This window comes from Marinomonas sp. CT5 (assembly GCF_018336975.1).
Taxonomy (GTDB): Bacteria; Pseudomonadota; Gammaproteobacteria; order Pseudomonadales; family Marinomonadaceae; genus Marinomonas.
On the sequence record NZ_CP025572.1, the window covers coordinates 3,712,428 to 3,736,558 of the forward strand.

The window sequence follows — 24,131 nt, forward strand, 5'->3', positions numbered from 1 at the left end:
ACTACACATCAAAAGGCAGGTTTAACTGGTGAGGTTCAGGAGGAGATAAACGATAGCCGACACCGATCAAACGAACAGGACGAGCATACCGTGAGTATGCTTGCTTTAATAATTGTGAAAACACATCATCCGATAGCTTTGCTTTTATCGATTGCTCTATCGTCGTTTGGGTAAAGTCGTCAAACTTCACCTTAAGATAGTATTTAATTAGCTGTGACTCGTAGTTTTTTCCCGCCATACGCTTTTTCAAATCGGCTAGCAAAATAGGCAAGACTGCTTGGCAAGCATTCAAATCAGGCAAATCTTTAGAGAAAGTATGTTCCACAGACACACTTTTTCTCTCCCTAGATACCTTCACTGGTCTGTCATCAATACCAAGGGCGAATTGAGATAACCGGAAAGCCATACTACCAAAGCTTTTTTGTAATATGGAAAAATCCAAGTTTTGTAAATCTGCGCATTTAAAAACCCCCAATGCCGCCAACTTTTCTTGGGCAACACGGCCAATTCCAGAAATAAACTTCACAGGAACATTAGACACAAACTCAAACTGCTTATCTGGTGTCACCACAGTTAACCCATCAGGCTTGTCCCAATCACTTGCCACTTTAGCAATAAACTTATTCGTCGCCACACCCGCTGACACGGTAATTCCCACTTCAGCCAATATGCGGGAGCGAATTTCTTCCGCTATTCGGGTAGCACTTCCTTGAAAGACTTTCGTGTTCGTTACATCCAAATAGGCTTCGTCCAACGACAAAGGCTCAATAATGTCAGTAAATTCACGAAAAATAGCGTGCATCTGCTCAGAGGCAACTCGATATTTATTCATGTTTCCTGGTATAACCAGTAAAGCTGGGCATAGACGCTTGGCTACAGATGTTGGCATCGCAGAACGAACCCCAAAAACACGAGCTGCGTAATTGGCCGTAGATAAGACACCTCGACCACCTTCAGGGCCGCCAATAGCAATAGGAATATCCCTAAGATCGGGATCATCGCGCATTTCTATTGCGGCATAAAAGCAATCCGCATCGATATGAATAATCTTTCGATTTTGTGACATGACACTCGGATGAACTGTATAAAAACACAGTATACACAATCCAAATACTACCTTCACCACCCCAATCAAAATATGGCTTTTCCTGCAGACAAAAAAAGCTTTACTGAAAAATATCTAAAAAAAATCTAGAATAGCGTCTGAATCGGTCAATTTTCTAACTAAGACAAAGAAAATGTGCATTTTTAGGTGAGCAAACATGGACGTTAGAGCGTAAAATAGTTTACATTTTGTGCATGAGATTAGTCATGTTGAAAAATAAAGATTTTTTTATACATCACTCATAATGAACGCCGATAGCATTGACTGACTCACTAAATAGAACGATTTTAAAAGTCGCTCTATTTCTAAAGGCAGGATAGAAAGGCAAAGACTTCTATAGAAAGGGCAATACTATGACATTATCACTTCGAATCTTTTTAATTGCCATAGGTGCAATAACCCTTGCCGGCTGCCAAAACCTCAACCAACCAAGCACTGCTGACACCACCTGTACGACAGTAGCACCGTGTAATGGTAATCAGGTAGGAAATCAAGCACCAACATATACTCAAAACGGTGCATTAAACGCAAACAACAGCATCGCAGTTATCAAACAAGAGCCCATCGTAGTAACGGCGACAGGCTACGCAGCCATGATCACCAGCAAACGTTTTACCAAATCTCAAGCACGCATCATGACATTACGCAGTTCCATGCTAGATGCCTACAGGAACTTATCAGAGCGTGTCTACGGTTTAAAAATTGATGGTTCTAGTTCCCTAAGTAATATGGTGCTACAAAATGATGAATTAAGAACCTATGTGGACGCTTACCTCGTTGGCGCAAAAGTTGTTTCACAACGCGAACATGAAGACGGCACATTTGAAACCGTTGTTGAAATGGCGTTACAAGAAAACTTTCGTCAATGTGTTACTTCAGGCAGCCTACAAACAGATCCTAACTGTAAAATCCAACCAGGATATCGTGCGGTTAATGTACAAAGCGCCACTCCAACGACTAATTTCTATAGCATTGAATAAGTAATGTTTGTTTTAACTCGGCTGCTAGCCATCACCTTATGCCTCCTTTTTTCCGTTAACGCTCTTTCAAGAAGTGTTGACGCTAAAGGCGAGGCCATTATTTACGACAATGATATCGCTGACGCTCGCTACAGAGCCACTCAACAAGCAATCAAACAAGCGGTTCTTGAATCTGGGTCTAGAGTCAACGTTAAAGACGAGCTCAATAATGGCGAACTAGACTCAAGTTTACAAATTCGCAGCTCAGGTTATGTTCAACAAGCTCGAATTCTTTCTGAAGAACAGAATGGCGACTTTCTAACGGTTATTGCCCGAGTAGAAGTAACACCAGACTCCCAATGCAGCACAGGCCCAACAAGCTATTATAAAAAAACCATTGGAATAACAGGATTTGAATTACAAGTCCCACAACAAGCTCGACTTGGCGAGCTCAGCAACATCTCCAGAGAACTCCCTAAAGACCTTGCAGATCAAATCAATAAAAAAGGCTACTTAAGAGCTCTGACAGCAACCAATATCGCCATTTATCCAGACCTAATAAATGCTCCCTCGTCCACAAACTATGACGGTTCATTAACCAACGTAACCCGAATCAGTGAACAGCTTGGCGTTCAATATATTATGAGTGGCGTCATTAGAGACATCGGCGAATTGTATCTAAGACACCCAGACGACAAAGATGCCAAAGATTTATTAGATGAAGGAATTGATAAAGAAAGAAACTTTGTGGTCGATATATACATATACGACGGTTTTAGTGGTGCACTGTTATTTGAACACCGCTATAGTGAAGTCGGTAACTGGGATGTTTCTGATCATGCCAGAATTGGTTTCGGAAGCGCTAAGTTCTGGACAGTTCATTATGGTAAAGTGGTTCAACAGGCATTAAAAGAAAGCGCCTTAGACACTAGTGAACAGTTACGCTGCCAACCATTTATTGCCAATATTTTTCGAACTGAAGGCAATAGGATTCATATTTCTGCTGGCTCGTTGGCTGGCATTAAGCAAGGAGATAAATTCAATGTTTATCGACGCTACGAGGTGTTTAACCAGTTGCAATCAGCTCAGACTCAGCTGAACAATGCCAACATCAGTGTTACAATCAAGCAGGTTCAACCGAACTTTTCTGTTGGAGAGCTTGTTGTTGATTCACACATACTCAACGTGCAACAACAAGATGTTGTAATTGCTTGGTAATTTTTACAAAATGACGCCCTACATATTAACGGCGTTTTTACTTTTTAGGATACAAAGACAATGAATAACGAGCTACTTCACCACCTAGAACAACGCATCAATGAAGCCGTAGAAGAAATATCTTCATTACGTAAACGTATCTCTGAACTCGAAATGCAAAACTACGAATTGAGCGAAGAAAAAAGTGAAATCGAAAGCACACTAAACCAAACGAAAGAGCAGCAATCAAACTGGGAATCTTCTCTTTCTCAAATGCTCAATAGATTAAATCAAATGGACGACAAACAATGAAATCACTCTTACTTGCAGCTTTAGTTCTAGTTAGTGCTCACGCATCAGCACAAGACCAAATTGCGAGTCTAGTAACCTTCGAATCGACAGCTGCTCGTCCAAATAGCGACACTAGACACAGCAACATAACATCAATACTTAATACATCAATGGAGTACACGCTGCCAGAAAACATTTCTTTTTATGGCGGTTTCTCATTTGTATTAGGAGAAAAATTCGAAAGCTCAGTTACGATAGGTTCTCGCTTTTACAGCGCAACACCAGCATTTCAACTATTTCCAGGAGCGCCGATGTGGTCATTTATTGGCGGCGGCGTTTCATTCCTTGATGATACTGTATACTACCCTGAAGCTGGCTTCCGAATCGCTACATCAAACACATCGCGCCTTGATGTATTTATTAAAATACTAAACAGTGACAATGATACCTATGATAAGCACGTCATGATTGGTGCCGGACTTACTTTCTGAACAAAATGAAACTATTACCCATTCTCGCTGTTAGTTTCTTAATCACATTGACTTATGTTTGGTGGCAAAAAGGTAGCAATATATCCATCACACTGCCAAATGAGGATCAGCGAAAAGAAATGATTGGCACAAACAATACACAAAGAATTCCGCTGACTCCAATAACAAACTGAGCCTTGTGTTTATGGACCAACTGATAACCAAACTAGAAGAAAAAATTAACTGGTTAACGCAGCAGCTAAAAGAAGCTAACGCGGAGATCAAAAGGTTAAAAGGAAACAACGATAATTCTATTGAACACAGCGCTTCAATGGATTTATTACAACATATGGCAGATCGCTCCACAGAAGACCAATTGCAACTTTATATTGAAGACTCTCTCGATCTTTTGAATAGCGCATCACCTCCAGAGCAAGCAATAAAAGTGGGCTCGGTAGAACACCAGCTCAACTTTGATTTATTGCACGAGCTTGCTGATAGCAGCAGCACAACACCCACGACAACAGAACAGATTGATTACATGACCACACAACAACCTGAGCTTAACGGCTTGCAAGAAGACGACAAACTAGTCGATACCGACACTAGCGTACAAGAAGCAAGCGAAAGCACTGCAGAGACAGCGACTTTGACGCCAGAACAAAGAAAACGTCAAAAAAACCAAAAGAACAATCGCCGTCTGATAAAAATGCTTGAAGACCGTTACCCCAAAGCGTTTGACTGGAATCAACCTAAGCCACTAAAAGTAGGCATAGACAAAGACATGGTTCTGGATGATGACTTTAATGCCAGCAAGCAAAAACGCGCTCTAGCGGCTTATACGCGCTCAGACAGATACAAAAAGTGTCTTCTATCTGGACAACCTCGAGTCGACTTAGAAGGTGTTGCTGTTAACAACGAGCCTGCTTTACCAGAATCCATGATTCCTGCAAAAGCCAAAGCAACAACAAGCAGACCCGCAAAAGACAAACCGACCAAGCCGTCTCGCAAACCCAAAACTCAGGCAAAAAGTCACTCAAAACCTAAAGCCAAGAGCCAACAAAATGCCTCTAAGCAAGAAGATATCTATGACAACTTATCTCCTGAAGAGCGCATGAAGGCGAAACTTGAGAAATTATTAAATAAATCCTAGAAAACTGTTTACATCCAAAAGCGCGATGTATATTATACGTCGCGCTGCTGTGGAGGGGTTCCCGAGTGGCCAAAGGGAGCAGATTGTAAATCTGCCACGAAAGTTTCGGTGGTTCGAATCCACCTCCCTCCACCATTAGCAGTTTCTTTTAAGATTCAACATCTTACCTCACAGAAAACCTAATACTTCTACTGAATAAAATCCTAACACAAGCTCACACCAGCAAGATCACAACTTAACCACAAACTTATCCACAACTTCGTCATTGCACTTGCTTTCACCTTTTCTCACCTAGCACAACAACCCCCACCGCACACCAACCAAGACAGTAAGTAATCTCTTAAAGCACCTCACAAGCCTCCTAGCATCCAACACAAACCAAACAGCTTAATGTGATAGACGATAGACGATAGACGATAGACGATAGACGATAGACGATAGACGATAGACGATAGACGATAGACGATAGACGATAGACGATAGACGATAGACGATAGACGATAGACGATAGACGATAGACGATAGACGATAGACGATAGACGATAGACGATAGACGATAGACGATAGACGATTTTGAAGTTATTTAATGGAATATCAAGGATATAAATTAAAATTTATTAGAAAGGAAAAAAGAGAGGAAATGGTGGGTCGTACTGGATTCGAACCAGTGACCAATTGATTAAAAGTCAACTGCTCTACCAACTGAGCTAACGACCCGCTCATAATTTTTGGCTGATTTATTAATGGTCGGAGTAGAGAGATTCGAACTCCCGACATCCTGCTCCCAAAGCAGGCGCGCTACCAGACTGCGCTATACTCCGATTGGCTCCTCGAACTGGACTCGAACCAGTGACCCAATGATTAACAGTCATTTGCTCTACCAACTGAGCTATCGAGGAATTAATCAGATTTGATCTGTATAGGGATAGTTGGTGGGTCGTACTGGATTCGAACCAGTGACCAATTGATTAAAAGTCAACTGCTCTACCAACTGAGCTAACGACCCAACTATCAAGTAATGGGGTGGACGATGGGGCTTGAACCCACGACCGCCGGAATCACAATCCGGAGCTCTACCAACTGAGCTACGCCCACCATTACTAATGGTGATGATAAAATAAATGGTCGGAGTAGAGGGATTCGAACCCCCGACATCCTGCTCCCAAAGCAGGCGCGCTACCAGACTGCGCTATACTCCGAATGGCTCCTCGAACTGGACTCGAACCAGTGACCCAATGATTAACAGTCATTTGCTCTACCAACTGAGCTATCGAGGAACTAATATTTTATCTTGCTTACAACAACCACCTTAATAAGATGGCGGAGGAGGAGAGATTCGAACTCTCGGTAGGCTACTAACCTACGCCGGTTTTCAAGACCGGTGCATTAAACCACTCTGCCACCCCTCCGTTGCGAGCGAGGTGTATAATACTGATTTGAAATTTCAGTGCAACCTCTTTTTTAAAAAAGTTTAACTTTTTTCACTCACATAGCCCTGATCAGGGGAAGTACGAATCCAAACATTAGAGTACCAGTAGTAATGTCTGCCCGTTTTATCAGGCATAGTACAGTTAATACGGCCACGCCCCACATTAAATGGTTTCTCTGCTGTTGCTTTAACTTTGGTCTTTGATAACCAATCTAATTTCGCCTTACCCTGCCCGGCGACATAACAAGCCAAGTCTTTCAAACGATACTGACCTTCTTTAAAGGTCAAACTAATAGAAACGGGTTTATCCGTTGCGTAATCGCCGCCCGTTTCCTCAGACAACAAAGGCATAGGCTTAGCGTTAAGCTTGGTTTTTAATGTAGATAACTTTGCATAAGCACCAGAAGCAGGAAAACGTGGTAGATTTTCAAAGTCTGAGTCTGCACTCACCACTCCAGACTGTTGACCAAAGGCCATGATGCCTCGCTCTTTCATCATTTCACGAATTTGTGAATCCGACTCTCCATAAGGATAAGCCAACATTTTCGGAGAATGACCTAAATGTTTCTTCAATAAATCTTCTACGGTATCCACTTCTTTTGCCATGCGCGCTTTCCAAGCTTGGTCTGACTCTCCCTTCAGTTTGCGCAGCATGTAAGGATGGCTAATGGTATGATTAGCAAACACGCCACCGGACTGCTCCATCTCTTTCATCTGATCCCAAGTCAAAAAGCTGCGACTCTTACGCTCAACCGGTTCTGTATTAATAAAGACAGTAAAAGGAAAATTTCTTTCTTTGAGAATGGGAAAACCCGCTTGGTAAATACTGCGATAGGCATCATCAAATGAAATGGCAACCGCTTTTTCAGGTAATGCTTTGTTGGCCTTTAGATCATCCAAGGCTGTGCGCAAATCCACGACCTGAAAACCTGCATTTTTTAGGTAATCCATTTGTTCAGTAAATTGCTCAGGCGTAACAGAGGTCGATTTCGGAGAACTGGCACTTACATGGTGATATTGCAGAACAGGTAAATAATCTTGAGCGTTAGCCGCCATACTGGCGCCTAACGCTCCAAGTAAAATGCTGTAATGAGCCTTTGACAACATGTCGTTTCCTCTTTGCTTAATGTTTGTCCACATTCTACGGACGAACTGACAGCATGACCAGCCTGTTCAAAAAGCAAAACTGTTATGCCTGTTTTGCTATGTCACTGCATCTACTTATTTTAGCGCCGCCCTCCTACACTCAAGAAACAACAAGAACTTTAAAGCACAGGAAATAGCCATCTCCACAAGAGGAAATATTATGAGCCGATCTGCTTTTTACAAAAATTTAGAGAGCCAGCTACAAACACTAAAAGAAGAAGGCCTCTATAAAATAGAGCGCCCACTGATTACACCGCAAGCGAGCCAAATTACTACGGCGGATAAAACCCCTTTAATTAATCTTTGCGCGAATAATTACCTCGGACTGGCAAACGACAGCCAAGTGGTCCAAACCGCCCATAGAGCATTAGATGAATACGGCTATGGAATGGCCTCCGTACGTTTTATTTGTGGCACACAAGATATACATACCCAATTAGAAAAAAGTCTGAGTGATTTCCTGCAAATGGAAGACACCATTTTGTATTCTTCATGCTTTGATGCTAACGGAGGCCTATTTGAAACGTTATTAAGTGAAAAAGATGCGATCATTAGTGATGCCTTAAATCACGCCAGTATCATCGATGGTATTCGACTGTGTAAAGCAAAGCGTTATCGTTACGCTAATAACGACATGAACGAACTAGAAGCCCAACTTCAACAGGCTGACAAAGACGGTGCTAAAACCAAGCTGGTTGTCACTGACGGCGTATTTTCCATGGACGGCATCATCGCTGACCTTAAAGCAATTTGTGACCTTGCAGATAAATACGATGCATTAGTCATGGTGGATGATTCCCATGCGGTAGGTTTTTTAGGTGAGAACGGTCGTGGCAGTCATGAGTACTGTGGTGTATTAGGCCGCATAGACATCATCACAGGCACATTAGGCAAAGCCCTTGGCGGAGCATCAGGCGGCTACACAAGCGCCTCTAAAAGCATCGTAGATTGGTTACGCCAGCGCTCTAGACCTTATCTTTTCTCTAACTCATTAGCCCCTGTGATTACCGCCACGAGTTTACAAATTGTCGAATTGCTTAAACAAGGCGATTCAGCCCGTACGCAACTAAAAGCCAACAGCCAATACTTTCGCTCTCAGATGAGCGCTTTAGGTTTCAATCTCATTCCTGGTGACCACCCCATTATTCCGGTTATTTTAGGGGATGCAAAACTCGCACAAGAAATGGCAAATGCGCTGTATAAAGAAGGGATCTTTGTGACAGGTTTCGCCTACCCTGTGGTGCCAATGGGAAAAGCCAGAATCCGTACACAAATGTCAGCGGCACTCACATCAGAGCAACTTGACCGTGCCATAGCCGCCTTCGCTAAGGTAGGCCGTGAGATGGGGATTATTGAGGGATATAAGCAATGAAAACACTTGCGAAGACGCACGCCGAAAAAGGCATCTGGATGACAGACGTGCCACAACCTGAATGTGGTCACAACGATGTTGTCATCAAAATCAACAAAACCGCCATCTGCGGCACAGACATGCATATTTATCAATGGGATGAATGGGCACAAAATACCATTCCTGTGCCAATGACAGTCGGCCATGAATTTGTTGGCGTCATTACCGAAGTGGGACCGGAAGTATCTGGTTTCAACATCGGAGACCGCGTTTCTGGTGAAGGCCATATTACCTGTGGTCATTGCCGTAATTGTCGTGCGGGGCGTCGTCATCTATGTCGCAAAACTCTAGGGGTTGGCGTCAACCGTAGTGGTGCATTCGCCGAATACCTAGTTATTCCGGCCAGTAACGCATTCAAGATACCCAATAACATTAGTGATGAGTTAGCCGCCATATTCGATCCATTTGGTAACGCAACTCATACCGCTCTATCATTCGATTTAATCGGTGAAGACGTTTTAATCACTGGCGCAGGACCAATTGGCGCAATGGCCGCCGCAATTGCTAAGCACGTAGGGGCTCGAAATGTGGTGATTACCGATGTAAATGACTTTCGCCTAGATCTGGCGAAAAAAATGGGCGCGACCCGCACAGTGAACGTTAGCCAAGAATCTCTTAAAGATATAATGAACGAGTTAGACATGCACGAAGGATTCGATGTGGGGCTGGAAATGTCAGGTAATGATATCGCCTTCCAATCCATGCTGGAATGTATGAACCACGGTGGCAAAATTGCCATGCTTGGCATTCCGGGAAAAGAGACAGCAATCGACTGGAATCAAGTTATCTTTAAAGGACTTATTATTAAAGGGATATACGGACGAGAAATGTACGAAACTTGGTACAAAATGGTCGCCATGTTGCAATCTGGCTTAGACATTAGCCCGATCATTACCCATCGCTTTCATATTGACAACTTTCAACAAGGTTTTGACACTATGGCATCAGGCAAGTCTGGGAAAGTCATTCTAGATTGGAATTAAATCCATCTAGGTTATTGCGTCTAGAGGGTGATCGCGTTAGCGTAATTCTTTTAGACGCAAGCCGAGTAATTACATGTTAGAAATAGGTACTCATACACATCCACTCCCACATCAAGATGCGCTCTATATATTGCTCCATCGCAACCAAGTATTGGTAGAATCACCAGACAATACCTTTCTTATTCCTTTTACGCATTTTCAACCTAACTCAAACATGAATGCAGTCTATTGCGGACAGTGGCATGGACAAGATATCTTTGTGTGTCGTTTTGAATCTATCCCAAAGGGCTTCACAGAAATAGGCCTGAGAGAACTGCTGTTCCTACAAGATCAAGATCATTATATTTTGTTAAGTCGAGCCCATCAGCTATCAACATGGGATAGAGACCACCAATTTTGTGGTCGCTGCGGCACCGCGATGAACAACAAGCATGCCACCGAACACACAAAAATCTGCCCTTCTTGTAACCTACGCCATTACCCAAGAATCTCTCCTTGCATCATTGTATCCATCCGCAAAGACAATCAAATTTTACTGGCCCGAGGCCCCCAAGCCCCTAAAGACAGATTCAGTAATATTGCAGGATTCGTTGAAGCAGGAGAAACCTTAGAACAAGCGGTTGCACGTGAGGTACGTGAAGAGGTCGGCATAGAAGTAAACAACATACGCTATGTCAGCAGCCAGCCATGGTCTTTTCCCCACCAACTCATGACGGGCTTTTTTGCCGATTACGAAAGTGGTGAACTATCTCCCGCACCAGGCGAGATAGAAGAAGCGTATTGGTATCCAATTGATAACCTTCCCAACATACCAAACAATGCCACCATATCAGGCCAATTGATAATTCAGCATATTGAACACATAAAAAGCCAAAGCTCTTAAATTAAGTAGCGACAAATAGCAGTAAGTACAAACTCACTGCTATTTGCCATTTTCTTGTCATATTCAGTCGTTAGAGTGTATGCACTTTTTATCACTCTGGAGACTCCTTCATGCGTTTGCCCATTGCATTACCACTATGTGCCACTGTTGCTTTACTTGGCGGCTGCACAACAACCAATAGCGAAACAAGCTCAGCCACCTCGTCTATCGAGCTTAGCTTTTTAGGACGCTATGAATCTGGCGTCTTTGACGGTAGCGCAGCTGAAATCGTGGCCTATGATGCAAGCACACATGAAACTTTTGTGGTCAATGCGGACTCTGGCAAAATAGATGTTCTATCTATGACAGACCCGACCGCACCGAGCAAAATCAAAACACTGGATGTCAGTAAAGATGTTGCTGGATTGATGGGCATTAAACTAGGCGCGGCAAACAGCGTGAGCGTCCATAACGGCATCATGGCCGTTGCTATTGAAGCCAAGCCAAAACAAAATATGGGCTACATCGCTTTCTACACAATTAAAGATCATACCTTTATCACGGCCGTAGAAGTTGGCGCATTACCTGACATGGTCACCTTCACTCACGATGGCAAACAAGTCATTGTCGCCAACGAGGGCGAGCCCAACGATGAATACACCATCGACCCAGAAGGCAGCGTGAGTATCATCCGCATCCCGAATGACATCAGCATGCTCAGTCAAAAAGACGTTACCCAAGTGTCTTTCCGTGATTTCAACAAGGGTGGTTCTAGAGCATCTGAACTCCCAGCTGGACTACGCATCTTTGGCCCAAATGCCAGTGTTGCACAGGACTTAGAGCCTGAATACATCACAGTATCCAAAGACAATCGCTTTGCCTTCGTATCATTGCAAGAAAACAACGGCATTGCCAAAATCGACCTGACGAAGAAGAACGTCGATACCATTTGGGCATTGGGCGTTAAAGATTACAACAAAGTCGGCAATGAGCTAGATGTCAGTGATAAAGACAAAACCATCCAATTACAAAACTGGCCTGTTTTAGGCATGTACATGCCAGACAGCATCGCTTCCTACAGCGTCTCAGATAAAACCTATATAGTCACCGCCAATGAAGGCGACTCAAGAGACTATAAAGGCTTCAGTGAAGAATATCGTGTCAAAGACCTTGCGGATCACAACAGCCGTCTGGCTCTCACCAGCCAACTCAAACACAGCATAGAAGGTAAATTGGAAGACGCCACAAATCTAGGTCGCATGAAAATCACCAGCACCCTAGGCGCAAAAGACTGTGAACGAGTAAAAGGCGTTCCCACTAACTGTACCTTTACCGAATTATACGGCTATGGCGCTCGCTCTTTTTCAATCTGGAACGGTGAAACAGGCGAACAAGTTTTCGATAGTGGTAGCGACTTCGAACGTATAACCGCTGCGCAATTGGGTGAAAACGGTTTTAATGCCTCAAATGACTCAAACAAAACAGATAATCGCAGTGATGATAAAGGCCCAGAACCTGAAGCACTCACCCTCGGTCAAATTGATGGCCGCACCTATGCTTTTATTGGCTTAGAGCGCGTTGGTGGCATCATGGTTTACGACATCACAACACCGACCCAAAGCAAATTTGTACAATATTTAACCAGCCGTAATTTCAAAGCAAAAGCCGATACGTCTGCTGCTGGCGACCTTGGACCAGAAGGCATGAGCTTTGTATCAAAAGAAGACAGCCCAACTGGGCAAGCGCTACTCATTGTAGGCAATGAGGTCAGTGGCACCACCTCGGTTTACGGTATTTCCCCACGCAACGAATGATCTTACCAAGAGCAAATTAGCCCCCAAATTTGGGGGCTTTTTTATGCCTTTTTTCTAGGAAATTACGCTGGGGTTTCCCTATCACTTTCTCTATACTAGCCGCCCCCTTTAACACTGTTTAATGAGAGTGATGTGGAAGATTTACTGCATTCAATACAACAAAAAGTACAACCATTAATCGGATTAGGTAAAGTCGCAGACTACATACCGGCATTGGCCAATGTCGACCCAAACCAATTTGGTATCGCTGTCTACAGTAACGATGGCCAGCTTTACCATGCGGGACACGCCAATACCGACTTCTCTATCCAGAGTATTTCTAAAGTCTTTAGCTTAACCCTTGCCATCAAACACTATGGCGAAGACATGTGGAAGCGGGTTGGACGTGAACCGTCAGGTAACCCGTTTAACTCGCTAGTACAGCTAGAATACGAAGCAGGCGTACCTAGAAACCCCTTCATCAATGCCGGCGCTTTGGTAATAAGCGACATGAATCAGTCACGCTTTGCTTCACCGCATTACGCCATGAGAGAGTTTATCCGCCGTTTAGCCGGTAACGATCACCTAAGCTCAGACAAAGTGGTTGCTGACTCAGAATACGAGTTTCGCGCGCGTAACGCTTCCATGGCCTATTTAATGAAAGCCTTTGGCAATTTTGAAAATGACGTTGAAGCCGTATTGCATAGCTACTTTGATAATTGCGCCATGCGAATGAGCTGTGTCGACTTAGCCAAAGCCTTTAGTTTCTTAGCTAACAAGGGCTATTCAAAGATTAGTGACGAGCAAGTACTGACCGCCAGAGAAACCACTCAAGTAAATGGTCTACTCGCCACCAGTGGCTTATACGATGAAGCTGGCAACTTTGCATTTCGTGTTGGACTGCCTGGAAAAAGTGGCGTGGGAGGTGGCATCATTGCCATTGTGCCTAACCGTTTTTCTGTATGTGTTTGGTCTCCAGAGCTGAATAAATCCGGCAACTCTCTCGCTGGCATGGCGGCTCTTGAAGCCCTATCGGAAAGCATCGGTTGGTCAGTGTTTGGTTAAGCTTAACCGTTAGAAACAGAAAAGGGCTTCACGAGAAGCCCTTTTTTATTGATGTTTTTAACAAAGTATTGGCAAGCGCAGTAGCCACCCAACTCAGGATGGCGTTACGAGCAAAGCCTAGACGAGGCAAAAACAGACGAAAAAGCAGAGTTTATGGGTTATAAATGAGCATTTTGAGTCTGTTTTTAACAAAGTATTGGCGAGCGCAGTAGCCATCCAACTAATCTGTGATGACCTTATAGCACGGCACATAAGCACTGCCCGGCAACTTCATCCGTTGCTGACGAACAAAGGCTTGTAACAAGGCATCCAGTTTGGCCAACAAGGCTTTGTCACCATGAATCTCAAATGGCCCAAATTCTTTGATATAAGCCACGCCTTGGGCTTTTACGTTACCAGCCACTATCGAAGAAAATGCACGACGCAAATCCGCCGCCAACAAGTGTGTCTCTTGATTAAAGTGCAAGTTTAAACTGCGCACATTCTCGTGCGTTGGTTCAAACGGGTGCTGAAACTGCTCTGGAATATGCAGTTTCCAGTTGTAATAAAAGGCATCTTGGTGCGCCTTACGATATTGACGAACTTCCTCCATTCCGTGCTTCATCACACGAGCCACTTCGACTTCATCATCAATAATGATGCGGTACTTATTCTGAGCTTCCGCCCCTAGAACCTCACCGATGAATGCGTGAATTTGCTCAAAATAATCGGCACTTTCTTTTGGGCCAGTAAACACTAATGGAAATGGCACATCGTTATTTTTAGGATGCAACAAGATACCCAAAATATACAAAATTTCTTCTGCCGTTCCGGCGCCACCGGGGAAGACAACAATGCCATGTCCAGCACGGACGAAGGCTTCAAGACGCTTCTCAATGTCCGGCATGATAACCAACTGATTCACAATCGGGTTTGGAGATTCAGCGGCAATAATCCCAGGCTCGGTTAAACCTAAATAAATGCCATTTTTGATACGTTGTTTGGCGTGAGCTATCGCTGCCCCTTTCATTGGCCCTTTCATTGCACCTGGTCCACAACCGGTACAAATATTCAGTTCACGCAAACCTAACTCATGGCCAACTCGTTTCGTGTAATCGTATTCATGACGAGCAATAGAATGGCCACCCCAGCATACAACCATGTCGGGATTCTGAATACGGCGGAACACATTAGCATTACGCAACAGTTCAAATACCACATTGGTTAACTTGTCTGAACTGGCGTTTTCCAATCCTCGTGCAAGAATATATTCATGCTGAGTAAAAATAATATCTCGCAACACACTAAACAGCATTTCACGAACACTGCTGATCATTTTGCCATCGACAAACGCACTGCCTGGCGCATTTTTCAGTTGCAGTTTTACGCCCCGTTCTTGCTGAATAATGCGAATCTCAAAATCTTTAAATTCTTCCACTGCCGCTTGTGGATCATCGGAATCACTGCCGCAGTTAAGAATCGCCAAGGCACAACGGTGAAATAGGTCATGGAGTGGGCCGGATTCTTCTGACAGACGTGATATCTCATCTTGAGACAACATTTCTAACGAACCTTTCGGTGCGACTAACGCATCAACGCGATCTTCGTACTGCATGATCGCCCTCCTTTTTGTCATTTTATTTATGTTATTAAACTTTATTACTTTTAAATATAGTGGTCGCGCAATTGGCTTTTATCAAGCATTAACGAAAAACTTAACAAAAATACTCAGAATGAAATCAATTATTTAGCCAGCGCTTTAAGTGCCCCTCTTCTCCTGAACGCGATTTCTCAACCCTTGATAATAATGAGATTTCATTTCAATTAAACGACTATAAGTACGGCGGAATTCAAACAACAAAGTACCATTCAGATACAAACTATCCAGCGGTACATCGGCGTTTAATAATAGAACCACCTGATGGTCGTAACATTCATCAACCAAGCTAATAAAGCGTCGCACAGCATCATCATTGACACCCAACGACACAGCGCGCTCACCCGTTTGGCCTGAGCCAATCGCGCCGTCTTCTGTGCCACGAGCCTTGATATGTTCATAGGGTTCACTGCTCAGCTCTGGGATGCCAGAAAGCATGATCATAGGATAAATACGCGCCAGCTCAATGTAATCCAAAGAAGATCTTGGGCCATCGCATAGGGCATAAAAATCAAACCAAGCCATGTTCTCTGCTGATGCTATCACCTCAATAGAACGACGGCACACTTGCAGCGGCTGCTGATGAATATCGCCCTTCGCCAACTGTTTGAACAAGGCTGACATATCTTGTTCTTCGTTAACAAAATAAATGGGCGAGGATCCCGTGTGGCGTAATCTATGATCCTCTTCACCACTAAGATGAACCGCCTTTAAGTTGGCTTCTAATAAAGCAATGGCTGGGGCAAATCGTTCTTTTTGTAGTTGGTTCTGAAAAAGATCTTTAATGGCGATGTTGGAAGTGGCCACCAGCACCACACCTTCTTCAAACAAGGCTTCAACCAAGCCACCTAGCAACATGGCGTCACCAATATCTGACACAAAAAACTCATCAAAGCACAGCACTCGACACTCGGACGCCAAGCGTTTTGCAATGCCTTTTAATGGATTTTTCTGACCAAAAGCGAGGTTCAACTCTTTGTGTAAACGCGCCATAAAGTGGTGAAAGTGCAGTCTAAGTGCCATTTTTTCAGGCAAACATTGGCAAAATAAATCCATCAAAAACGTCTTACCACGCCCCACATCGCCCCAAAGATAAACGCCTTTTAATGGCTCGGTACTGGCAGACGAATTCATGACAAGAGATTGATACACTCGCTCTAACTCTTCCAGCGCAGGCTGTTGGCTAGCATCAAAACTGACTTCATTGTGTGCTAAACGAGTTTGATAAATGTGCAAAGGTGTCATGGGATGACCTTAATTAAGTTGACGCAAGATGCCTTAAAGCGAATGATCCACCGAGTACTGATGAATGGCGAGTCTGATCAAGTCCAATACCGATTGAGACGTAAACTTGCGTGGCATAGTGATGGCATAAAAATTTTCAAACGCTTGAGGAATACTTTCGTAATCCTGTAGTAACTTCAATTGTATCTCGTCCTTTACCACCACTGGCGGTAAGACAGACAAATAGCCGCTGTCCCTTGCCAACAGACGCAGCATCGCCATGTCGTCGACTTCGGCTTTGATATCAGGCTGATACTGATGCGTGGCACAGAAAGACTCAAAGGACGATCGAATTTCTGTATTGCGCCCAGGCACTACCCATTTTTTATCTTCATACCCCTGCGGAAAAGGCGTTGCTGGCTTTTCTCCATAGGGCCCAATAATGGCGACCGCCTGTCGCGCCACCAGTTGGTTTTGCCACGTGGTGTCATGACCTTCGCTTAAAATAGCACGGTTAGTCAGAGCCAAGTCCAGCTCATGATTAACCAGCCCATCCAGCAAATCGGCCATACCTCGTGAAGAAAGAGAAAAATCCACATGCTCACTTTTTAACAATGGTGCGATAAAACTCTCAATAAAGTTTCTCGATAAATTACTCTGCACACCAATGGTAATGTGTTGAACCTGTGTAGCACTGTCCTTCTGAATAAATTTTTCTAACTCTTCCCCCGTGTTAAAAATGTCTTGAGCATAAGCCAGTACGCGGCGACCAATGTCCGTTAATACTAACTTACGTCCTTGTCGGATAAACAACACCAGATCCAAACTTTGTTCCAACTGTTTGATCTGTGCGGAAAGCGCAGATTGAGAAATATGCAGAGTTTCTGCGGCTTCCGTCAAACTCGGGCTCTTGGCCACTCGCCAAAAATAATACAAATGATGGTAATTCAATCGCGCCATGGATAGTCACTCTAACATTCACTGTGGTCGTTTAACGAAATGACAAGCAGTGTCACATCGAAATCGTAACACATACATAAAACAGAACGTTTGCAGTTAATATATGTATTTTTATTAACTTAATAAAGCCTTCATAATCTCCGAAAATCATTTAGCCCGTAAACATAGGTTATGTATGTCCTTAGTCGCATTAAGTTTCTTACCCATTTTTATTCCCTTTACCTTGTTTCTGGGTGGCTGTTTTGTAGGCCGAGAAAAGACCACTTATGTGGCACAAAAAACCTCTCGATTAAGTCTTTTCTTGGTGGTCGTGTTTTTTTCCACCTTTCCTATCAGTTATTTTTTTACTGATGCTTGGCAATCGTCTGCTTTGATTCGCCATTCAGCACTGAATCAGATCATGCTGGGGCTAGTAACTATCATGGGCTGGGTGCTGATCAGCTTTTCACGCAATTACATGGCAGGGCAAGCCAATCTAAACCGCTACTATCGTTGGTTAATGTTTACCTTGGCATCGGTTGCTATTACGGTCACCACCAATCATTTGGTGATTTTTTGGTTTGGTTGGTTGGGTATTAGCTTGTCCCTCAACAACTTATTAACCTTCTATGGTGATCGCCCTCGCGCCATTCTTGCCGCTCATAAAAAGTTTATGCTGGCACGAGTGGCCGAACTGTCTTTGTTTGCCGCTTTTGCCCTGCTCTACCAACAATACGACAGCGTATACATCAACACGATTATCAATACCGCTGTCGCTCAATATGACGCTGGACTCCCCCTACATTGGCAAGAGCACCTTGCCGCTTGCTTGATCGCCTTTGCGGCGCTGATCAAATGTGCTCAACTGCCTTTCCATGGCTGGTTAATTCAGGTGGTGGAATCGCCGACACCTGTCAGCGCCTTGTTACATGCGGGTGTGATTAATTTAGGTGGATATCTACTGCTTTTATTCACACCTGTGGTGGCTCAAAGCCATTATGCCATCTGGTTATTATTACTCGTCGCTGGATTATCCACACTTTCTAGTGCCTTGATTATGACCACTCGTATCAGTATCAAGGTGCGTTTGGCTTGGTCTACCTGTGCGCAAATGGGCTTGATGTTGCTGGAGTTTGCCTTAGGTTTGTATGAATTAGTGCTGCTGCATTTGCTCGCTCATTCCTTTTACAAAGCCTACTCTTTTCTCAACTCAGGTAACGCGGTGAATGACGCCATTCGCTTACGCCTTTCTAGTGCAGCAAAAGCAGACCCTCAAACCAACAAAGTGGCGATACCCAATGTACAAACTTGGCTAATGGCCATTGGGCTTAGCACTGTCAGCGTCGTCGTCATCCGAACCGTATTTGGCTTCGACAGCGCATTTAGCACTTGGTGGCTCTTCGCACTTGCCCTGACCGTGCTTATTATCCAGTGGCGTACCTGTGAGCATCCGCCTTCTATTATTTATACCTTCGTGATGGGATTGGTTCTGTGTGTGATTTATGCGGCCTTAAAATTCGTGACACACTATGCGCTGCCAAGTTATCCGACTCATACAGTACAGGCCTTCTCCCTAGCGGATATCTGGGCCATGGTGTTGTTTAGCCTACTCTTTGGGTTAAGTGCCTTGCTGCACTATCAAGTTCGCTGGCGCGCCATTCGTCGTTTATCCATTGCGCTGTTTGCCGGACTTTACCTTGATGAATGGTTAACACGTCTTGTTCTTAAATTCTGGCCTGTCACTCTGCCAGCCAGAGCCAAAGAGCAGCACTACACATCCAATACTCACCAAACGTCGCCAAAACCTTAGGAGAATCGCATGACTACCAAGACGCTACCTACTTTAAGCATGCAGCAAAAAAACCTATTGCTTGAAGCGACTCGCACTATTGCTCCCCATTGGCCATTGGATAAACTGATCGCCGTCAATCCACTTTGGTCCTTGGTTGATAAACCTTTTGATGAGATTTCTGATGAATTATCGGCCTTGGCTGGCATCAAAACCTATATGTCTAATGAGACGTATCGCGCTTGGTTTGATGAAGGGAAAATTTCACGCCATTGCCTAACCAAAGCTGCAGCACACTATGGCCTCACTGAGCAAAACGCCTTACTTGAGCCTTTGTCTCAAGCCAATAATTTGCCCGATTCTTGGCGCAATATTGCAGACCTTGCCGATCAACAAAGACCGGCTAACAAAATGTCTTGGCATGATGAAATTACCCATCAAGTGAGCCAATTTTGCGCTGCTCACTATCAACAACAAAGCCCGACCCTAAGACAGCAGAACATTGATAACGAGCTGGACTTGTACAGCCATTGGTTAGAAGTCACCAACGAAGACAAAGGCTTAAGCATTGTTATGGGCGAAGCCAAGCTAACCGACTTTTTCCACAACCTTCCAACCGACAAAGACGCCTTGTTCGCTCTAGTGATTGAAGAGCTGGCCTTAGATGATCAAGCATTGTCTTTCTTTGCCAAAGCCTTGCTGCTGGATATCAATGGCTGGAGCAGCTATCTGGCGTATTTGAATTGGTCGAAAGGCGAAAACAACGACAACCTTGCAAAAGATGATCATGTGGAATCCTTGCTGGCCATCAAAATGGCGTGGGAGTTGGTGGTATGGCGTTACCTGAAGCACACTGCCCCAGCGTTACTTTCAGCCATCAATACCAAATGGACGGCACAAAAACAGGCTATTCCAAACCTGATCCAAGCCCATAAAGACGCCCTAATCACATCGAAAGTGTGGGCCTTGGCCTTGGAATACAGCGAACAAAAAAGCTTAAACCAAACACTCACTACTGAGCAGGCCAATAACACAACGCAGACAAGACCAGAGCTACAGGCCATTTTTTGTATCGACGTACGCTCCGAAGTGTTTCGCCGCGCCTTAGAAAAACAATCTACCACCATTCAAACACTGGGCTTTGCCGGCTTTTTTGGACTGCCCATCGAATACAAAGCCAAAGACAGCCATTATGTGCGCCCACAGCTACCAGGGCTACTGCAAGCAGGCATCACAGTAACTGAAAGTGATAGTGACAAAGGCCACGTTCACCACCAACAAAAAGAAGCTCGTTGGTATCGTTGGGGACACGCGGCTCCTGCGGCTTTTTCCATGGTGGAATCAATGGGGTGGTGGTATGCCTTTAAAATGTTCAAACAAACACTCTTTTCCAAAAGACAAGAACACCCTGCGAATCGCCTAGCCCCTAATACTCATTGGCAATTAACACAACAAGGTGTCCTACTAACGGATCAAGACAAAGCCCAGTTGGCAAAAGGAATTTTAGACACCATCAAGCTATCTGCTTATGCGCCTATCGTCATGTTAGTGGGTCACGGTAGTCATACCAGTAACAACCTGCATGCTGCCGGTTTAGAATGTGGAGCCTGTGGCGGACAAAGTGGCGAGGTAAACGTAAGAGTATTGGCTTCTTTGCTGAATGACCAGAAAGTGCGCGCCTTACTCAACGACATGGGGATGGAAATTCCTAGCGACACACAATTTGTCCCGGCGTTGCATAACACCACCACAGATCAATTAACTTGCTTTGATCAAACGAAAGACGCCAAACCCATCGATCGCAACATAATGGATTGGTTTGAAAAAGCCCAATCTCTTGCTCAACAAGAGCGCGCAGCAAAGTTAGATACCGCCTTGCTGGACGCTTCAGACAAACAACGCTCGAAAGCTTTTAGCAAGCGCGCCAACGACTGGTCACAAGTTAACCCAGAATGGGGACTTGCTAACAATAATTCTTTTATCATCGCTCCACGTCAGAAGACCCGTCACCTTGATCTTAAAGGACGCAGTTTTTTGCATGACTATGATCCACAGAATGACCCAGACTTTGCCATTCTAGAGCGTATTTTGACGGCCCCTATGTTGGTCACTCACTGGATCAACATGCAATACAATTTATCCGTCACCGATAACTTCAAATTCGGCTGTGGTAATAAAGTGCTGCACAATGCCGTAGGCGGAAACATTGGTGTATTTGAAGGTAATGGAGGAGACTTACGAATTGGTCTTTCTTTGCAGTCTTTAAACGATGGTCAGAAGTGGATGCACACACCCGTTAAACTTGCTGTGTATGTGGCTGCGCCCAAATCCGCCATCGAACAAATCGCCGCAAAACACGATATTGTTAAGCATTTGATCGACAATGGTTGGTTGTATTTATTCCAGTGGGAAGACGACAAAATTGCGCGTTTTTACCAGCAAGCATGGCAAGCAGAAAAATAGAAAGAAAACCAATAGAAGCCAAATTGCGTGGCTTCTATTCCATTTATAACTTAAGCCTCAATAGCGCGCAGACGAGCTACTGGACGCTCGTCAATTAAGATATGAATGAAAGCCGTGATCAATGCAATGATGGATGCGGACCACCAAACAACATCATAAGATCCCGTTGTGTCATACAAATAACCACCCAACCATACACCGCTGAACGAGCCAAGTTGATGGCCTAAAAAGACGATGCCATACAGCAAGCCCATATAGCGTAAGCCAAACATTTGCGCTACCAGACCTGAGGTTGGCGGTACCGTTGCTAACCACAGCAGTCCTGTGACAATAGAAAACGCATACACAGAAACATCCGTCATTGGCAAAGTCATAAACAAAGCAATCGCCAAAGCTCTTAGGGCGTAAATAATCGCCAATAATTTCTTCTTAGAATATTTACCCGCCCAGCTACCAGACAGCAAACAACCAAAAATATTAAACAAGCCAATCAAAGCCAAACTGGCTACCGCCACTTCTGAAGAAAATCCTTTGTCTGATAAAAATGGAGGCATGTGAACTGTAATAAAAGCCAACTGGAAGCCACACACGAAAAAGCCTACCACTAAAAGCCAATAATGAGAGTAAGCACTCGCTTCACGCAATGCCTCTTTCATCGTTTGCGCCACTTCTATCGAGCCAGAATTCCCACTCGACGGATTCTTTTCATGGCGAAATGGGCTCGACAATAACACCATCATCAAGGCACATAAGGACAACAGCACGAGAGCATTACTCCAACCATAAGCAGCAATGAACTCTTGAGCCACTGGAATGACCAATAACTGACCCGCTGAGCCCGCCGCACTGCCCAACCCCAAAGCGAACGAACGTTTTTCTGGTGACACCATACGCGCCATGGCTGGCAGCACCACACCAAACCCTGTTGCCGCGATGCCCATACCCATTAACAAGCCAGCGCCCATATTCAGACCGAGCACGCCATCAGCACCAGCAGTCACATACAACCCCAGTGCATATAAGGCCGCGCCAATGAATAAGGTTTTTAAGGTGCCAAAGCGATCAGCAAAAGCACCTGCTACTGGTTGGAACAACCCCCAACATAAGTTTTGCAATGCCAGAGCAAAGGCAAACACCTCACGCCCATAACCAAACTCTTGGGTTATTGGCGACATAAAAAAGCCCATTGAAGAGCGCAAACCAAAGTTCAACGCCAACAACAGGCAGATAAGAGCAATAGACACACTGAATAACTTCACTGGACGCGACATGAATGCTTACCTTACTAAGACAGCTAACTAAGACAAATCACAAAAATGACCTTCATAGTATGCATCGCGTTTAAATAAGTCGAGCAGCAAATCGGTTTCGCACGGCTTTAAAACAAGCCCTATTTATAACAACCTTATGGTGAATTTGTAGATTATGAATGCCATAAGACTTTTAAACAGACGCTACAAAGTAGTAAAAGCACCACCTTTCGCTAACGCTTGCTGATAAGCGGGCACGGCTTCTACTTGCTTGATAAAACGAGCAATATTGGGGTAATCAGACAAATCCATACGGGTGCTAGACGCTTGCAGTGGAAAGCTCATCTGAATGTCAGCGGCCGTTAATTTCTCTCCAGCAAACCAAGTATGTTCACCCAAAGTCTTTTCAATAAACTGCATCTGGGGCGTAATACGTGGCGTGATAAACTTTTCTTGGATTTTATTGGTGATCGCTTTCGCAATGGGCTTGATAAAGAAAGGCATCGGGCTTTCAGGCACCTTCATCATAACCAACTTCATCACCAACAAAGGCATTAAAGAGCCTTCCGCAAAATGCAGCCAATAGCGATAATCCAATAACGCTTTGCCCTCCGTTGGTCGCAAATGTTTTTCCGTATCATACTGATCCAACAAATATTCAATAATCGCCCCAGACTCCGCAATAGTGAGGTCACCATCCGTGATCACGGGAGATTTGCCTAGCGGGTGGATTTTTTTCAGTGACTCTGGTGCCGCCGCTGTGTCGGGATCACGCTTATATTCGACAATTTCATAGTCAAGCCCAAGCTCTTCAAGCAACCACAAAATACGCTGGGATCGGGAATTCTCTAAGTGATGGACCTTGATCATATAATCTCCTTACCGTCTTATCAGGAACGCCTGTTAATAGCGTCTATACAACAAGCTATACGCAACAAAGCAAAAAACAGATGACTAGGCAGCCAA

General features: G+C 44.3%; 19 protein-coding genes and 9 tRNA genes. 13 read left to right on the forward strand and 15 right to left on the reverse strand.

Features of this window, described 5'->3' with window-relative positions; translation table 11 throughout:
- Window position 1: 1 nt before the first annotated feature.
- The gene (dinB, locus tag C0J08_RS17785) at window positions 2–1,066 is read right to left on the reverse strand and encodes a DNA polymerase IV (protein WP_212653240.1); all 1,065 of its coding nucleotides are present in this window, start codon (window positions 1,064–1,066) and stop codon (window positions 2–4) included.
- A 392-nt stretch (window positions 1,067–1,458) separates the two neighbouring features.
- Between dinB and C0J08_RS17790 the strand changes: the two genes are divergently transcribed.
- The 6 genes from C0J08_RS17790 (at window position 1,459) to C0J08_RS17815 (ending at window position 5,310) form a co-directional block, all read left to right on the forward strand.
- Entirely contained in the window at window positions 1,459–2,085 is a 627-nt protein-coding gene (locus C0J08_RS17790; RefSeq protein ID WP_212653241.1) for an LPP20 family lipoprotein, read from the forward strand.
- Window positions 2,086–2,088: 3 nt separating this feature from the next.
- The gene (locus C0J08_RS17795; RefSeq protein WP_212653242.1) at window positions 2,089–3,282 is read left to right on the forward strand and encodes a flagellar assembly protein T N-terminal domain-containing protein; all 1,194 of its coding nucleotides are present in this window, start codon (window positions 2,089–2,091) and stop codon (window positions 3,280–3,282) included.
- A 60-nt stretch (window positions 3,283–3,342) separates the two neighbouring features.
- The gene (locus C0J08_RS17800) at window positions 3,343–3,573 is read left to right on the forward strand and encodes a cell division protein ZapB (protein ID WP_212653243.1); all 231 of its coding nucleotides are present in this window, start codon (window positions 3,343–3,345) and stop codon (window positions 3,571–3,573) included.
- Window positions 3,570–4,043 carry a hypothetical protein gene (locus C0J08_RS17805; RefSeq protein WP_212653244.1) on the forward strand — a complete coding sequence of 158 codons (474 nt, stop codon included), beginning with the start codon at window positions 3,570–3,572 and terminating at the stop codon, window positions 4,041–4,043. The genes C0J08_RS17800 and C0J08_RS17805 overlap by 4 nt, the downstream gene beginning before the upstream one ends.
- A 184-nt stretch (window positions 4,044–4,227) precedes the next feature.
- The gene (locus C0J08_RS17810; RefSeq protein WP_212653245.1) at window positions 4,228–5,175 is read left to right on the forward strand and encodes a ProQ/FINO family protein; all 948 of its coding nucleotides are present in this window, start codon (window positions 4,228–4,230) and stop codon (window positions 5,173–5,175) included.
- Between the two features lie 51 nt (window positions 5,176–5,226).
- Window positions 5,227–5,310, forward strand: a tRNA-Tyr gene (locus C0J08_RS17815).
- Between the two features lie 506 nt (window positions 5,311–5,816).
- On the opposite strand, the gene C0J08_RS17820 is transcribed toward C0J08_RS17815, so the two are convergent.
- From C0J08_RS17820 to C0J08_RS17860, 9 genes are all read right to left on the reverse strand, one after another.
- Window positions 5,817–5,892, reverse strand: a tRNA-Lys gene (locus tag C0J08_RS17820).
- Between the two features lie 27 nt (window positions 5,893–5,919).
- Window positions 5,920–5,996 (reverse strand) — tRNA-Pro (locus tag C0J08_RS17825).
- Window positions 5,997–5,998: 2 nt separating this feature from the next.
- Window positions 5,999–6,074 (reverse strand) — tRNA-Asn (locus C0J08_RS17830).
- 31 nt (window positions 6,075–6,105) lie between these two features.
- Window positions 6,106–6,181: transfer RNA gene (locus C0J08_RS17835), tRNA-Lys, on the reverse strand.
- Between the two features lie 13 nt (window positions 6,182–6,194).
- Window positions 6,195–6,270, reverse strand: a tRNA-His gene (locus C0J08_RS17840).
- 27 nt (window positions 6,271–6,297) lie between these two features.
- Window positions 6,298–6,374, reverse strand: a tRNA-Pro gene (locus C0J08_RS17845).
- Between the two features lie 2 nt (window positions 6,375–6,376).
- Window positions 6,377–6,452 (reverse strand) — tRNA-Asn (locus C0J08_RS17850).
- 41 nt (window positions 6,453–6,493) lie between these two features.
- Window positions 6,494–6,584, reverse strand: a tRNA-Ser gene (locus tag C0J08_RS17855).
- A 62-nt stretch (window positions 6,585–6,646) separates the two neighbouring features.
- Window positions 6,647–7,711 (reverse strand): polysaccharide deacetylase family protein, encoded by a 1,065-nt coding sequence (locus C0J08_RS17860; RefSeq protein ID WP_212653246.1) that lies wholly within the window; start codon window positions 7,709–7,711, stop codon window positions 6,647–6,649.
- A 199-nt stretch (window positions 7,712–7,910) separates the two neighbouring features.
- On the opposite strand from C0J08_RS17860, the gene C0J08_RS17865 reads away from it, so the two are divergent.
- The 5 genes from C0J08_RS17865 to glsB all read left to right on the forward strand — a co-directional run bounded on the left by C0J08_RS17865 (window position 7,911) and on the right by glsB (window position 13,864).
- Window positions 7,911–9,122 (forward strand): glycine C-acetyltransferase, encoded by a 1,212-nt coding sequence (locus C0J08_RS17865; protein WP_212653247.1) that lies wholly within the window; start codon window positions 7,911–7,913, stop codon window positions 9,120–9,122.
- Window positions 9,119–10,144 carry an L-threonine 3-dehydrogenase gene (gene tdh / locus C0J08_RS17870; RefSeq protein WP_212653248.1) on the forward strand — a complete coding sequence of 342 codons (1,026 nt, stop codon included), beginning with the start codon at window positions 9,119–9,121 and terminating at the stop codon, window positions 10,142–10,144. Before C0J08_RS17865 ends, tdh begins: the two co-directional genes overlap by 4 nt.
- A 73-nt stretch (window positions 10,145–10,217) precedes the next feature.
- Window positions 10,218–11,027 (forward strand): NAD(+) diphosphatase, encoded by an 810-nt coding sequence (gene nudC, locus C0J08_RS17875; protein ID WP_212653249.1) that lies wholly within the window; start codon window positions 10,218–10,220, stop codon window positions 11,025–11,027.
- A 110-nt stretch (window positions 11,028–11,137) separates the two neighbouring features.
- Window positions 11,138–12,820 (forward strand): choice-of-anchor I family protein, encoded by a 1,683-nt coding sequence (locus C0J08_RS17880; RefSeq protein WP_212653250.1) that lies wholly within the window; start codon window positions 11,138–11,140, stop codon window positions 12,818–12,820.
- A gap of 132 nt (window positions 12,821–12,952) precedes the next feature.
- Entirely contained in the window at window positions 12,953–13,864 is a 912-nt protein-coding gene (gene glsB / locus C0J08_RS17885) for a glutaminase B (protein ID WP_212653251.1), read from the forward strand.
- A 220-nt stretch (window positions 13,865–14,084) separates the two neighbouring features.
- On the opposite strand, the gene ppnN is transcribed toward glsB, so the two are convergent.
- The 3 genes from ppnN to C0J08_RS17900 all read right to left on the reverse strand — a co-directional run bounded on the left by ppnN (window position 14,085) and on the right by C0J08_RS17900 (window position 17,684).
- Complete coding sequence (gene ppnN / locus C0J08_RS17890) at window positions 14,085–15,458, reverse strand: nucleotide 5'-monophosphate nucleosidase PpnN (RefSeq protein WP_212653252.1); 1,374 nt, start codon at window positions 15,456–15,458, stop codon at window positions 14,085–14,087.
- A 144-nt stretch (window positions 15,459–15,602) separates the two neighbouring features.
- The gene (gene zapE, locus C0J08_RS17895) at window positions 15,603–16,745 is read right to left on the reverse strand and encodes a cell division protein ZapE (RefSeq protein ID WP_212653253.1); all 1,143 of its coding nucleotides are present in this window, start codon (window positions 16,743–16,745) and stop codon (window positions 15,603–15,605) included.
- Window positions 16,746–16,778: 33 nt separating this feature from the next.
- The gene (locus tag C0J08_RS17900; protein ID WP_212653254.1) at window positions 16,779–17,684 is read right to left on the reverse strand and encodes a LysR family transcriptional regulator; all 906 of its coding nucleotides are present in this window, start codon (window positions 17,682–17,684) and stop codon (window positions 16,779–16,781) included.
- Window positions 17,685–17,859: 175 nt separating this feature from the next.
- Here C0J08_RS17900 and C0J08_RS17905 point away from each other — a divergent pair, with 175 nt between their 5' ends.
- A complete protein-coding gene (locus C0J08_RS17905) occupies window positions 17,860–19,473 on the forward strand; it encodes an NADH-quinone oxidoreductase subunit L (RefSeq protein ID WP_212653255.1) in 1,614 nt (537 codons plus the stop codon).
- 9 nt (window positions 19,474–19,482) lie between these two features.
- A complete protein-coding gene (locus C0J08_RS17910) occupies window positions 19,483–21,915 on the forward strand; it encodes a DUF2309 domain-containing protein (RefSeq protein WP_212653256.1) in 2,433 nt (810 codons plus the stop codon).
- 50 nt (window positions 21,916–21,965) lie between these two features.
- Here the strand turns inward: C0J08_RS17910 and C0J08_RS17915 are convergent, their stop codons facing one another.
- Together C0J08_RS17915 and C0J08_RS17920 are read right to left on the reverse strand one after the other, a co-directional pair.
- Window positions 21,966–23,186, reverse strand: coding sequence for an MFS transporter (locus C0J08_RS17915; protein ID WP_212653257.1), 1,221 nt, complete (start codon window positions 23,184–23,186; stop codon window positions 21,966–21,968).
- Between the two features lie 183 nt (window positions 23,187–23,369).
- A complete protein-coding gene (locus C0J08_RS17920) occupies window positions 23,370–24,035 on the reverse strand; it encodes a glutathione S-transferase family protein (RefSeq protein ID WP_212653258.1) in 666 nt (221 codons plus the stop codon).
- Window positions 24,036–24,131 lie beyond the last annotated feature (96 nt).